This is a genomic window from Mesorhizobium onobrychidis (assembly GCF_024707545.1).
Taxonomy (GTDB): domain Bacteria; phylum Pseudomonadota; class Alphaproteobacteria; order Rhizobiales; family Rhizobiaceae; genus Mesorhizobium; species Mesorhizobium onobrychidis.
The window spans coordinates 3,844,904-3,857,658 of sequence record NZ_CP062229.1 but is presented as its reverse complement, the minus strand read 5'-3'; the positions used below and the strand labels follow the sequence as shown (position 1 = coordinate 3,857,658).

Sequence of the window (12,755 nt, the reverse complement as noted above, 5' to 3'; positions counted from 1 at the left end):
ACCTCACGACACCGCCGCGAAGGCCCGGATCGGGCGCCTGACCAGGGGTTCATAGATGGCCATTAGCCGATTGAAGTTTGCTTCGGGCGTGTACTGCTCCTGATAGGCGGCATAGGCCCGGCCTGCCACTTCCTCCAAGGCAGATCGGTTTGAAAGCGCCCAGCGCACCTGATCGGCCAACGCGCCGGCATTGCCGACAGGAACGACAAGGCCGGTGACGTCTGGCTCCACGACCCCTTTGATCCACGGCAGATCCGAGCAGATGACCGGCAGCCGGCTTGCGAAGGCCTCGATGACTGTCATGGGAAACAATTCATACCCTTTCGACGGAAAGAGCAGGAATGCTGCAGCCTGCATCTCCTTCAGCACCGTCTCGCGCGACTGACGCCCGAGATATTCCACGCGCTCGCACGCAGATTGCTCGACAAGCGGAGCCAACGGCCCGTCGCCGATGATCCGCAGCGGATAGTCGATCTCCTTCCACGCCTCGAGCAGCGTGGCCACTCCCTTGTGGTGCTCATCCAGTCGTCCGACGAACAGCCCTCCATTGCGACGAAGGTCACCGAAGATCGGCGGCCTGGCAACTGCGTTCGGCTTGACGACAATGCGTTCGGCCGGCAGGCCGCCTTCCACAAGCTTGCGCCTGGCCCAGTCGGTAAGGGCAATGAAGCGGTCGACCTTGCGGGACCAGGTGCCGGCTCTCTTGTGAAACTCGACCATTGCGGCAAGGGCGAGCGTGCCCGCCAGGGAATTCCTGTAGACCTTCTTCGGAACAGTCCACCAGCAGGCGTGGCGGAGACTTCGCTCCCGAAGCCTCTCATCGGGATAAAGCAAGGCGCTGGGACAGAGGATCCTGAAATTGTGCAAGGTCATTACTGATGGCACGCCGGCCTCGCGGCACGCATCCAGGATGGAGGGGCTCAGGAGAGGAAAGAAATTGTGGATATGGACGACATCCGGTGAAAATTCCGCCAATTTTCGGGACAGTGCCCGCCGTGAATGAGAGTTGTAGACAACCCCCAGGGCGGTAGAAATCTTCCGCGCGACCCGCACGATATCGTCATTCGTGGCGGAAAACAGCTCGACGTCGACCCCATTCTGCTTGAGGCACGCGAGCTCCTCCCGAACCACGCTGTCCTCTCCGGCCCTTATCTGGTAGAAATTATGAACCATTAAGACGCGCATCGCAGTCCGCCCCGTCCGAATGTCAATTCGGCATCCCGGACGCCCGTGGCGACGACGCGACGGCTCCGGAAAAGTCGACCTTTGGCAGAACGACCTCCACAACGTCGCCGGGCGCAAGCCCGAGATCTTCGCTGCCGGGGAGCGTCTCGGCGCCCTGCTCTCGCTTTCTATGGACTGTTATCTCGGGCCGACCCGCGGCTATCAGCAAGGTGGATTGCGCTTGACCTGTAAGCGCCAGCTTCTGCGCGGTACCCTCAAGACGCGCCGAGATCTGGGCCAGATTCATATAGGCCTCCTGTAGCTCTCCCAATGCCGCGATTTGTCGTTCACTGTCGATCTTGTTCATCTGTCTGACATATTCGCCGCGCTGGCGCTCGATGTTCGATGCCTGGACGATCGTATCGAGCAGTTGGGTTGATGACATAAGCACCGCTCGACGGGCTTCAGATAGGCGCGTGGTCGGCGCCAGGCCCTTCTGAAACAGCGTCCTGACGCTCTCGTAATCGTCGGCGTCGGCCTGGCTTCCCTCTTCGTCCTTCTTCTTCTTTTCAGACAGGAGCCCCAGTTGCAGGTTAGTCTCCTCGACAGCACGTCGCAGAAGCTCCTTGTCCTTTTCACTGTCTGACAGACGAGCTTCGATATGCGCTGTTGCCGTTTGCTTCAATCGTTCGGCGAGCGCCTCAGGCACCGGCACGTTCTTGACATGTTCGACTTCTTCGCCGAGTTCGGTGCGAAGACGCCAAATGCGAGCCTGTTCCGTTGCGAATTGCGCCCATAGGGCTTTGTACTCGGAACGGAAATCGGCCGCTTCCATGAGCGGATTGGCGATGCGAACCTGGGCAGCGCTGTAGCCACCCGCAACCGCCACAGCCTGTCGGACGGTCATACCCGGCCGGAAGATGTACTCTCCCGGCCTGGCCACATCACCATAAACATAGATGGGCCGGTATTCGGCAAGCGAAACGAAGACCTGGTCGGTCTCGATCAGGTGCGTTATTTCACGGCCGTCCGCGGTCCCCTGCCGATACTGCTTGCTGGCGAGACTGCCAGCGATTATTTCCTGCGCTTGTTGAATGGAAAGGCCGCTGACTTGAACCGCTCCAACCAGCGCCAAATTCACCTCGCCGTCCACTCCGATCAGCAATCGCTGCCTGAAATCCGGAATACCAGGGACCGATACTTCCAGCGTATCTCCGGGCTGTAGCGTGTAGTCGGCAAGTGCCGCTGTCGGAATCAGAGCGATGGCGCCAGCCAACGAAGCGAGGCGGGTCGAAGCCATGGTCATCGACAGCGCCGACAACAAGGATCTCAACAGCTTCATGGGTCCCCCAACGGTTGCCCCCGTATCTCTACGTGCGACTTAGCACGGGTTTCTCCGGCGCGGGCGAACCTGCGCAGTGGATGGCCCTATGCTACCAGAGGAGGCATAGCCGAGGCCGAAGCAAAATGGCTGGCTCGCTGGCTCTTTCGAGGCACTCCTCATGGAAGCGGCACGGCGCCGCCGCATGAGCGGGCACATCAGCGGACAGCTCTCCTGCTCCTGCCGCGCCAAAATCGGTACTACGCGATCCCCTTCTACCGAGACCGATAGCCCGCCGATGTCGGGTGGGCCGCATCCATGTTCGGTCAGATATATGAACAAGCGCAATGCTGCGTTCGACCAGCTTCAAATGGAGGGGGTTCCACAGCCAAGGCCGGAACGCTGGCGCGAAGTGCAATCAAATAGCCGTATGAGAAAGCAATTCCCACAATCTGGACAGGGCTCTCCAGGACTGGATTGACGAACATGGCGAGGAAAATCGTGATGAAGACTGTGGACGCATGATTGCTAACACCGCGTGGCAGTCGATTTGGCGGGAAGGCCACCAAAATGGCAGACACGATCAAAATGAAACCAATGACCCCCGTCCGCAATATGGCTTGAAAGAACGAATTGTGAATTCCTGTCGAGAGTATCTCAAGCATTTTGGCATGCGTAATATTCCTGGTGTCAGGAAGAAAGGTAATATCCTCGAACCCGGGAAACTCATATCGCCATCGGACCGATTCCTTCCCAAATCCGATTCCAAATCCGTACGTATCCGCAAGGGATGCGAGTGCGTCCGAAATGAACGCGAGTCGGATCCCGGCGTTCGGGTCCAGAGCAAAGGTTTGAGGTATGAAGTTCAGCCCGACGGCATAGGCCGAAGTCAGTGCGGTCGCCAGAGCTGCGGCCATCAACCGGCCGGGCACGCCAATTAGAATGACGATCATCGTGACCGCGAGCACCTTGAACTGAGCCAAGGGGCTGGCGAGGGCTATTCCCAATAAGAGCAAAATGCCGCCGTATCGGCGCCAGTCGTTCGTCAGAAAAATACCGCCTGCAATGAAAAACGCGGCAATGACCATGTTATTGATCAGCGAACCATAAAGAATCGGTATCGTGGCTTGCGGAGATGCGCCCTGATATTGCACGTCCTGCTGAAACATCACCGCCGGAGCGACAACGAGAGACAGGAACAGGAAAACGGGTGCACCAAAAAAGGCATTGCCATTCATCAGCCTGCGGCGGAAATAAGCCTTGGATGCCCATGCGACGGCGAAGAATCCTACAATCGGGACGATTTGCCTTATGACTGCTTCTTGAAGGAAGTGAACCTGCCAGGAATCCGGCATCAGCCCGTATCTGGACAGCAGGGCAATGAAGAGGCAGAAGGCGGTGTAGACCGCCAGCAGACGAGGCGGCACCGTCTGCCGCAGCACGGCATAGGCCAGACAGACACCGACCGGGATCACTATGAAGAAAGGGCCAAGCAGGCGCAGGGATATTGCGAGGGCGCAGGCCAGCCAAATGCCGGAGAGAAAGAGGGTGTAGTCGAGCACGTCAGGGGAATGGCTGCAAACGAGGTCGACCGGCTCTGAACCCTTCCTGCGTGACAATGTCGCTGGCGAGGTCATGGCCTGTATTCCCGGTTAGGACTGAAAGCCGCACGGTTGATCCTGGTCAAAATTACTGCCGAGAGTTTCTCTGCAGGGATGATGCGCAGGATTCCCTCGAGGTGGTCCGCGAAAGTGCGGCGTGCCTTCAGCACCAGGAGGACCTCGCTGATGACGCCCATGGCCGCTTCCAGATCAGCGGTGCGGTCGGTGCTGTGAAAATCAACCACTATACAACTGTATTCTTGCAGCAGATGCTGGAGTGCAGCGGAGATGGAGAGCGAGGCATTCAAGTCGGAGATTGACCCCGTGGGCCTGAGAACCAGAACTTCCAGCCCTTCCTGATCCGCGGGAATGGTGGCAAACGCCCTGGCGAGCTTGCGACCTGGCTCCGCGTTCAGCATTGGCTGGTCCATTGATGGCTTTTGCCAATTGGCGTCAACGAGCAGTGTCTTTTGCCCGGTCGCCGCAATGATCCTTGCGAGATGAACCGCCACCGTGGAGCTTCCGGACTTGCCGAGGGGTGAAGCAACGCCGATTACAAATCCGCTTTGGCGGCCCTGAACTCCGCGCATCCGGGTGGCAATCTTGCTCAGCGAGCTGTGAAGCTCGGGAGCGTTCTTTGAGTAGACGGGCTGCAAAGACTGCTCGCATGGCCCCACAACATTCCACCTGCGGCGGGGAATTCTGGGGATCCCTACAATCCGATCAAGGCCGGTCGACCTGTGCACATCCTCGACCGTTATAAGGCGGTGGTTCATTGCTTGCCTGATCAATGCATGACCAACGCCGGCAACCCCACCGGCCATAACGGAGAGCGCTACCATCAGGACCGTTGGCGGCCAACTGCGTTGGCGAGGTGATTCGGCCGCCGTGATAACCCTTGCGCTCGGGATCAGCGACGAGGCGCTAAAATCGGAGTGGGCCCGCTGCAGAAGGGCATTGTAAAGCGAGCGATAAACCTCGGCCGCGCTCTGCTGCTCGCGGAAAAGGACTCTTGCCCTCTCCGCAGATTCAGGGTCTGATGGGGGTTTCTTCAGTGGTTCGGTCACAAAAGCCTTTTCCCGAAGTTCCGCCAGCCGCTTGTGCAGATCAGATGTTTCTTCCGCGCGAGCCGCCTGCCGGCGTTCGCGCTGACTTCCGATGTAACCGCCGGCGATCGCGTTCGCGAGCATGGCCGAGAACTGAGGATCGGAAGAGGTGACCCCGATCTCGACGGCGCGGGAGGAACCCAGCTGATGAACGGAAAACGCGCGCCTCACAAGGACCATCGCCTCATGCCGAATATTTGGCTCCGCCGTCGGCAGCTCGGTGCCGAAGAGAGACGCCAATTGGCTCCGCACATAGCTGGAGATCCGCGCGCGCAAGCTGTCATCCATCACAAACTCTTCGTCTTCCGCTAAGCCAGTGTGGTCAACAACGCGTCCGACGACCTCGTCCGACTGAATGACCTGTATCTGGCTCTCTACATAGACCCGCTCATCTGCCTCAGCTTCGCCCGGTTGCGAAGCGGGCGGAGATGAAAGGAGGATCGTCGCATAGGCGGTGTAATATCCAGGCGAAAGGACCGCATATGCGCCGCCGACACCAAGGCTCACAACCATCCAGAGTAGGCAAAGGCGCCAACTGCTTCGAACAAATCTCAAGATGTCTTTCGCGGTCAGCTCGTCGCGATCCTTGGGGGGGATCGGCTGGTGAGGCGACCTGGACGGCTGAACGACAAAGTGATCAGTGGCGAACATACAGACTCCCCTACGACCGGAAACGATCGGCCTCGTGCTCCAACGGCGCGGATTGGGACGCCGGCGGATATCCTCGCACCCGGCCTGCGTCGCAAGCCGCCGCCGTGCGAAGGACGGCCGCTCCGCCAATGAGGAAGAAGCCGGCTGAAACCACCAGCACGACGACTTCCTTCGCCACCAGCGCATAAACAATGGCTTGCTCCGCCATGACGAAAGACAAAAAATATGTGGCCACCAGGAATACTAGCAGACCGGATACGTTAAGGACGGCCCATTCATTTTCATAGCCGTAACTAAACATGAATATATTTGCTGTGAATGTATTTATGTTCATCAGCAATGGTATAATGGCCATTGCGCGCACGATAGGTATCGCCCCTGAAAATTCATCTCCGAAGAGGATCAATATTATATATGGGGCAACAAAGAACATTCCAATACTCATCGCCGTTCCGCCTGCTACGGTGAATAGTGATATCCTTATCAGTCGTATCCCGGCAGCCGGGTCGACATGAGCGTAGTATGAAACCCTCGGTATGAAGGTATCCATAAGCAACTTGAAAAATACCCGCGCGGCTAATAGGAATTTTTCGGCGACAGAATATTGTCCGGCTGCGACATAACCTTCGAAATGCCCGACAAGGGCGACAGGGAGGGTGAAGAGGGCAGTCTCCACGGCTAAGAAGAGGCATCCCCTCCAGCCATTGCGCAGCTGCATTCCAATCGTCGAAAGCGTCACGGACCTGAAGCCGCCGAACCCAATCGGAAGGATGAAAGGTAAGCAGATGACGCCACTGACGACGGGAACTGCGCTCTGGATGGCAACGGCGAGCGCGACCTGGTCAGGTGATGCGACCATGGCGACGAAACAGACGAGCGCCAGAACGCGAGCAACAACCACCGCGACGGCCGCCTGCCAGGCGCGTTCCAGGCCGACGAAGAGCCAGGCCGGAAAAATAATGCCGCCGGCGGCCGAGAGCATCGCGCACAGGAATGTCGGCCTACTGAGCGCCAGGACGTCGCCGGCCAGCACAAGGCCAACCAGGCATACGGCAACGAACAGCACTGCCTTGGTGGCCATGACCTCAGCAACGAGTGACGCGATCGCCGCCGGCTCGTATCGAAGGGAAGCAACCCTGCGCTGCGCGGTCCAATGAAATCCATAGGCCACGACGGAGGCAGCGAGTTGTCCGATGGCGAGCGCATACGCGTACTGCCCGAAACTCATGGGTCCGAGGACACGCCCGGCATAGGGCAAGATGATCAGCGGCTGCAGGACGTCGGTGACATGCAGGACAGCCAGACTGGCGGCCTGTTTGCTCAGAGTCATGGTAGCCTCCAGTCAGGTGCCTGTCGAGGCAATGCAAACCACACCGTCCAGATATGGGCAGCGCCGCCTCCCAGCAGCAGCGCCGAAGAACAGCCGCCCGTGAAGGAGTTGGCGCAGATCAGCAATACGGCGGTCCGAGCGTGTTCACTGGTTCCGCCTCCTCTAACCGTCACGAAGTCTGCGCCTGGGAAGCAGCAACGCCTGCAGCAAAGCCAGGATGAACAGGCTGTTCGTCACGAGATACCTGCTCGCCAGGCGGCGGGGATCCTGGAAGAGCCGGTGCAGCCATTCCAGCCCGCTCTTCTGCATCCATTGCGGCGCCCGCTTGACGTCTCCGGCGTGGAAATCGAAAGCTGCTCCTACCCCCAACATGACCGCATTGATCCGGCCGCGATGCGCCTGCATCCAGCTTTCCTGCTTGGGACATCCGAGCCCCACCCACACGATCCTCGCACCGGACTGATTGATCATTCTGACCACTGCCTCATCTTCCTCGGCCGACAGAGGGCGGCGCGGAGGTGAGTAAGAGCCCACGATGTTTATGCCGGCAAACTCGGTTCGAATGCACCCTCCGAGACGCTGGAGGGTGCCCGGGCTGCCGCCGTACAGGAACATTGCCGTGCCGAGTTCCGATGCCCTCCGGCAACAAATCCACATCAGGTCCGGTCCGCTGATGCGCGGCTGATCCGCGTGTCCCTGCCGCCTCAGCATCCAGGCCACCGGCGCTCCATCCGGCGCGACAAGGTCGGCGCTATCCATCGCTTCGGCATGGGCGCGATTGCGGCGGGCGGTCACGACACTGTGGACATTGCACAGGAAAACCGTTCGGCTCTCCCGCCGTAGGGCCCAGTCGAAGACGCAGTTGACTGCCTGCGCCAAGCCCAGGGCGTGCACGGGTACCCCAAGCACTTGCTCGCGCAACTGTCCCTGATCGATCGCGTGTCCCTGATCGATCGCGAGCTCTGTCATGCCACACCCTCGATTGCTGCAATAGGTGAGCCATCATCACAGCGTGCGAGCACTTCGAGTTCAATTGCTATTCCGAACGGGAAGCTGGCGGGCGGCGCGCTCACCGGAGGTAGCTAAAAGGAATATCCCTTGTTCTCTCCGTGGTGCCGAAAGAGCGCATGAAATGCGCAGCCCGTCGCGCCGTCGAGCAGGAGGTAAAGCCCCATCACCGCGGGTTTGCCTACGGCATTGTTGTCGGGCGACACCGTGACGATCTTGACGCCGATATGGCCGCCTGCCGACGTGCCGGCCGCAACGGAGAGAACAAGGGATTTAGGTACCTCCGATGAGCGCCGCCCGCCAGCTTCCCGTTCGGAATAGCATTCGGAATAGCAATTGAACTCGAAGTGCTCGCACGCTGTGATGATGGCTCACCTATTGCAGCCATCGACGGTGGCATGACAGGGCTCGCGATCGATCAGGGAGTGGTGGGATGTCGCAAATGTTCGCGGATGATGCCCTCTGGTTGCAGCCTAAAGAATTCACGCAGGATTATCTGGCATCGCTGTGCATCGCATTGGCGCAGATCGATACGGATGCCGTGCAGGAGGCGATACAGATGCTGCGCGCCGTACGCGATGCGGGCGGCACAGTCTTCGTCGCCGGCAACGGCGGCAGCGCAGCGACCGCCTCCCACTGGGTCAATGACCTCGGTAAGGCCACGAAGCGCTCGGGAAGGCAGCCAATCCGGGTCATGGGCCTGACAGACAACGTCTCCTGGATGACGGCGCTCGGCAATGACGAAGGCTACGAGCGTATCTTTGCCGGCCAGATGGAGAACTTCGCCAAGCCGGGTGACGTGCTCATAGTGATTTCAGCCAGCGGGAACTCGCTTAATCTCGTGCGGGCAGTCGAACTCGCTCGCGAGAGGAAGGTAGCCACCATCGGCATTGTCGGTTTTGACGGCGGCACGCTTAAAGAGCTCGTCGATCAGCCAGTATGGGTGCGGTCTGAAAAAGGCACCTACGAACTCGTCGAGGACGCCCACGCCGCGATCTGTCATGCCATCACGCGATACCTCGTCGCCGACCGACCGGAGCGCGGTCAATGAATATTGTCCTGCCGAGCTCTCCCTGCCTGCAAAAGGCAGATGTCGAGGGCCGCACCTACAGCCGGCCGCGCCAGGCGGTCATCCTGGCCGGCGGGCGTGGCACGCGCATGCGGCCGATCACACTCGACCGACCGAAACCAATGGTGCCGGTGCTCGGCCGCCCTTTTTTGGAATACCAGATCGAACAGCTGCGGCAGGAGGGGTTCGAAAGGGTTCTTCTTCTACTCGGGTATTTGCCCCATGTGGTGATGGACCACTTCGGCGACGGCAGCAGGTTCGGCCTCAGTATCGAATATGCCGTCACCCGTCCCGACGACCTCACCAGCAGCCGGGTATCCAATGCCCGTCACCTCATAGATCCGTGCTTCCTGCTGCTGTATTGTGACAATTACTGGCCGATGCGCATGGAGCGGCTGTGGCAACGCTTCTGTGCGGCCGGCAAGCCTGGAATGATCACGGTCTACAGCAACAAGGACGGCTATTCACGCGGCAGCGTGATCCTTGATGCGGACGACAATGTGACCGTCTTCGACCGGCTCCGCACCACGCCCGGGCTGCAGGGAGTCGAGATCAGCTATGCCATACTGACCGATCTCGCCCTCGAACTCCTGTCCGACGAGGACACCCTCTTCGAGGAGGCCATCTACACGCCGCTCGCGACGCAGCATCGCCTCGCCGGCTTCGTGAGCGAGCACCGCTATTACAGCGTGGGCTCGATCGAGCGTCTACCCGCGACGGAGCGCTTTATGAGGCGCGAAAAAACCATGCTCGTAGATAGGGACGGCGTACTCAACTGCAGACCGCCACGGGCTCAATATGTGTGTTCATGGGACCAGTGGGAGTGGGTTCCGGGTGCAAAGCAGGCGTTGGCCCTTCTGAACGAGGCCGGCTACCGCATAGTCATCATCTCGAACCAGGCAGGGATAGCGCGCGGAGCGATGACCGCCGCTGATCTCGAGGCGCTTCACCAGCGCATGTGCGCCGAGTCCGAAGCCGTCGGCGGCAAGATCGCGGAGATCTACCACTGCCCACACGGCTGGGACGACGGCTGCGACTGCCGCAAGCCCAAACCCGGCATGCTGTATCAGGCACAGCGCGACTTTGATCTCGACCTCACACGCACACTCTTTGTCGGCGATGACGATCGTGACCGTCAAGCGGCCGAAGCCGCGGACTGCCTATATGCGCAAGTAAGCGAGCAATGCTCGCTTCTGGACCTCACCCGTCAACTCCTTTCGAAAGCGGAGCAGGGCAGACATGAATGAACCAACACGCGTTCTCGTCACCGGACACAATGGATATCTCGGTTCTGTCATGGTGCCCGTGTTGCAGGCGGCGGGCTATGAGGTGGTCGGGCTGGACATGGGATATTTTCGTGCGTGCACCCTGGGAGCCGACAATACCAGTGTGCCCGAGATCACAAAGGATCTGCGCGCCATCGAACCCCCGGATCTCCAAGGCTTTGACGCGGTGATCCATCTGGCGGCACTCTCGAACGACCCGATCGGAAATCTCAACGCGGATTGGACGAGGCAGATCAATGCGGAAGGGACAGTTCGTCTGGCCACGATGGCCAAGGCGGCCGGCATCCGGCGGTTCCTATTTTCCTCCTCCTGCATCATGTATGGCATGTCGAAAGCCGCCGTCGTCGACGAAACCGCCCCGCTGGTGCCGCAAACAGAGTACGCAAGATCGAAGGCTGTTGCCGAAGAAGCGCTGCGCGCGCTGGCGGACGACCGGTTCTCGCCCGTCTATTGCCGCAACGGCACCGTCTATGGTCTCTCGCCGCGAATGCGCTTCGACACCGTGCTGAACAATTTCATCGGCAGCGCCTTCACAACTGGACGTGTCGAAGTCCATAGCGATGGCACGCCATGGCGGCCCGTGGTTCATGTCCAGGATGTCGCGCGCTATTTCAAATTGATGCTGGAGGCGCCGCTACAGGACATCCACAATGAGGCGTTCAACATGGGTGTTGAAAGCCTCAATCTTCAGGTGCGCGAGATAGCGGAGATCGCCGTTGAGGCCGTCCCCGGCGCGCAGCTCACAATGACACCGAAGCCGGGCGCGGACCAGCGGACCTACAAGGCGGACTTCAGCAAGTTCTCACGGACTTTCCCGGATTTCGAGTTTCAGTGGACGGCGCGAAAGGGAGCGCAGGAGCTTTACGAGGCGTTCCGCTCGATCGCACTTAGATTTGAAGACTTTACCGACAAGCGCTTCACGCGGCTGCGCTGGCTCGATCATTTGCTCAAGGCGGGGATGCTCGATGATCAGCTGCGCTGGCGAACCGCACAGCCGCGTGTTGCCTAATTTTCATTCCGTTGATTTTCGAGAGGGCAAAATATGGAACAGCTAGACGATACCAAAGCCGTGGGGCGCCGCTCAGGACTGGACCTTCCGACCATCATCGATCGCGCTGCACAGCGTCTACCGTCTCTCGTCCTGACGCGCACTCCTTTGCGCGTCAGTTTTGCTGGCGGCGGTACCGACCTGCCCGATTTCTACAATCTCGATTGCGGCGCGGTCTTCAGCGCGGCAGTGGACAAGTACATCTATGTCACCGTCAAACGTCACAGCGAGATCTTTAATGAACCCATCCGCTTGAACTATTCACAGACAGAGCAGGTAAACACCATAGGGGAGATCAAGAACAACATCGCTCGCGAATGCCTGCGTTTCCTGGAGATCGAACCGCCGATTTACATCTCGACGGTCGGAGACATGCCGGCCTCGACGGGCATGGGGGGGTCGAGCTCGTTCACGGTGGGACTGCTCAACGCCCTGCATGCATTCCGGGGAGAACGTGTCACCCCTGGCCAACTCGCCGAAGAGGCATGTCACATCGAGATGGACATCCTCAAGGAGCCGATTGGCAAGCAGGACCAGTATGCCTCCGCGTTCGGGGGCATGAACCTGTTCCGCTTCCAGCCTGGCGGCGCGGTAACGGTCGAGCCGCAGCGGGTGCGCAATGGCGCCGTCGAACATCTCTTCAGCAACCTGATGATGTTCTGGACATCGCATCAGCGACCGGCCAGTTCCGTGCTGACAGAGCAGAAGGCGAACACGTCAAGCAATCTCGATACGCTCAGGCGGATGCGGGACGATGCCTTCATGCTTCAGGAGATCTTTTCGGAGCCCGTCATCGACATAGAACGCTTCGGTGCCGTCCTTCACGCGGGGTGGGAGATGAAGCGGAGTTTGGCGTCCCGCGTGAGTAACGCGGCGATCAATGGCCACTACGACCTCGCCAGGGACGCAGGTGCGGAAGGCGGCAAGCTGTGCGGCGCCGGCGGCGGCGGATTCCTTATGTTCGCGGTCAAGCCGGAACGCCGGGAAAGCGTAAGACGCGCACTCTCACACCTAGCCTATGTGCCTATCGGCTATGAAGTCCACGGCTCGCGCCTCTTGCATCCGGCGCAAGTCTGATGCCGTCCCGCGATCGCACAAGCGGACCGCCGGCGCGAGCAACCCTCAGGAGAGCGTCGGAGATGCGACCCGACGTGACACTCATTTGATCAAT

Annotated in this window: 10 protein-coding genes and 1 pseudogene; 4 read left to right on the top strand and 7 right to left on the bottom strand. The window is 59.6% G+C overall.

The features are described from left to right. Positions 1 to 3: 3 nt before the first annotated feature. From IHQ72_RS19155 to IHQ72_RS19125, 7 genes and pseudogenes are all read right to left on the bottom strand, one after another. Positions 4 to 1,185, bottom strand: a complete 1,182-nt coding sequence (locus IHQ72_RS19155; RefSeq protein ID WP_258116531.1) for a glycosyltransferase family 4 protein — start codon at positions 1,183 to 1,185, stop codon at positions 4 to 6. A gap of 22 nt (positions 1,186 to 1,207) precedes the next feature. Next, a complete protein-coding gene (locus tag IHQ72_RS19150; protein ID WP_258116530.1) occupies positions 1,208 to 2,485 on the bottom strand; it encodes a polysaccharide biosynthesis/export family protein in 1,278 nt (425 codons plus the stop codon). Between the two features lie 326 nt (positions 2,486 to 2,811). Then, positions 2,812 to 4,122 carry an O-antigen ligase family protein gene (locus IHQ72_RS19145; RefSeq protein WP_258116529.1) on the bottom strand — a complete coding sequence of 437 codons (1,311 nt, stop codon included), beginning with the start codon at positions 4,120 to 4,122 and terminating at the stop codon, positions 2,812 to 2,814. Beyond that, on the bottom strand, positions 4,119 to 5,843 hold the full coding sequence (locus tag IHQ72_RS19140) for a Wzz/FepE/Etk N-terminal domain-containing protein (protein WP_258116528.1): 1,725 nt from the start codon (positions 5,841 to 5,843) through the stop codon (positions 4,119 to 4,121). Before IHQ72_RS19140 ends, IHQ72_RS19145 begins: the two co-directional genes overlap by 4 nt. Before the next feature lie 10 nt (positions 5,844 to 5,853). Continuing rightward, the gene (locus tag IHQ72_RS19135) at positions 5,854 to 7,173 is read right to left on the bottom strand and encodes an oligosaccharide flippase family protein (protein ID WP_258116527.1); all 1,320 of its coding nucleotides are present in this window, start codon (positions 7,171 to 7,173) and stop codon (positions 5,854 to 5,856) included. A gap of 162 nt (positions 7,174 to 7,335) precedes the next feature. After that, a complete protein-coding gene (locus tag IHQ72_RS19130) occupies positions 7,336 to 8,142 on the bottom strand; it encodes a WecB/TagA/CpsF family glycosyltransferase (protein WP_258116526.1) in 807 nt (268 codons plus the stop codon). A 170-nt stretch (positions 8,143 to 8,312) separates the two neighbouring features. Next, positions 8,313 to 8,435 (bottom strand): annotated as a pseudogene (locus tag IHQ72_RS19125) (bifunctional Delta(1)-pyrroline-2-carboxylate/Delta(1)-piperideine-2-carboxylate reductase); the annotation flags it as partial. Positions 8,436 to 8,623: 188 nt separating this feature from the next. On the opposite strand from IHQ72_RS19125, the gene IHQ72_RS19120 reads away from it, so the two are divergent. Genes IHQ72_RS19120 through IHQ72_RS19105 form a run of 4 tightly spaced genes read left to right on the top strand, consistent with a single transcriptional unit; the run spans position 8,624 to position 12,661 of the window. Continuing rightward, a complete protein-coding gene (locus tag IHQ72_RS19120; RefSeq protein WP_165848545.1) occupies positions 8,624 to 9,232 on the top strand; it encodes an SIS domain-containing protein in 609 nt (202 codons plus the stop codon). Further along, entirely contained in the window at positions 9,229 to 10,497 is a 1,269-nt protein-coding gene (locus IHQ72_RS19115; protein ID WP_258116525.1) for an HAD-IIIA family hydrolase, read from the top strand. Before IHQ72_RS19120 ends, IHQ72_RS19115 begins: the two co-directional genes overlap by 4 nt. Next, positions 10,490 to 11,545, top strand: a complete 1,056-nt coding sequence (locus tag IHQ72_RS19110; RefSeq protein WP_258116524.1) for an NAD-dependent epimerase/dehydratase family protein — start codon at positions 10,490 to 10,492, stop codon at positions 11,543 to 11,545. The genes IHQ72_RS19115 and IHQ72_RS19110 overlap by 8 nt, the downstream gene beginning before the upstream one ends. 33 nt (positions 11,546 to 11,578) lie before the next feature. After that, positions 11,579 to 12,661, top strand: a complete 1,083-nt coding sequence (locus IHQ72_RS19105) for a GHMP family kinase ATP-binding protein (protein ID WP_258116523.1) — start codon at positions 11,579 to 11,581, stop codon at positions 12,659 to 12,661. Positions 12,662 to 12,755 lie beyond the last annotated feature (94 nt).

Coding starts and splice junctions, on each gene's coding strand:
- IHQ72_RS19155 (WP_258116531.1), bottom strand. CDS start 1,185: ATGCGCGTCTTAATGGTTCATAATTTCTACCAGATAAGGGCCGGAGAG.
- IHQ72_RS19130 (WP_258116526.1), bottom strand. CDS start 8,142: ATGACAGAGCTCGCGATCGATCAGGGACACGCGATCGATCAGGGACAG.
- IHQ72_RS19145 (WP_258116529.1), bottom strand. CDS start 4,122: ATGACCTCGCCAGCGACATTGTCACGCAGGAAGGGTTCAGAGCCGGTC.
- IHQ72_RS19105 (WP_258116523.1), top strand. CDS start 11,579: ATGGAACAGCTAGACGATACCAAAGCCGTGGGGCGCCGCTCAGGACTG.
- IHQ72_RS19135 (WP_258116527.1), bottom strand. CDS start 7,173: ATGACTCTGAGCAAACAGGCCGCCAGTCTGGCTGTCCTGCATGTCACC.
- IHQ72_RS19115 (WP_258116525.1), top strand. CDS start 9,229: ATGAATATTGTCCTGCCGAGCTCTCCCTGCCTGCAAAAGGCAGATGTC.
- IHQ72_RS19140 (WP_258116528.1), bottom strand. CDS start 5,843: ATGTTCGCCACTGATCACTTTGTCGTTCAGCCGTCCAGGTCGCCTCAC.
- IHQ72_RS19120 (WP_165848545.1), top strand. CDS start 8,624: ATGTTCGCGGATGATGCCCTCTGGTTGCAGCCTAAAGAATTCACGCAG.
- IHQ72_RS19110 (WP_258116524.1), top strand. CDS start 10,490: ATGAATGAACCAACACGCGTTCTCGTCACCGGACACAATGGATATCTC.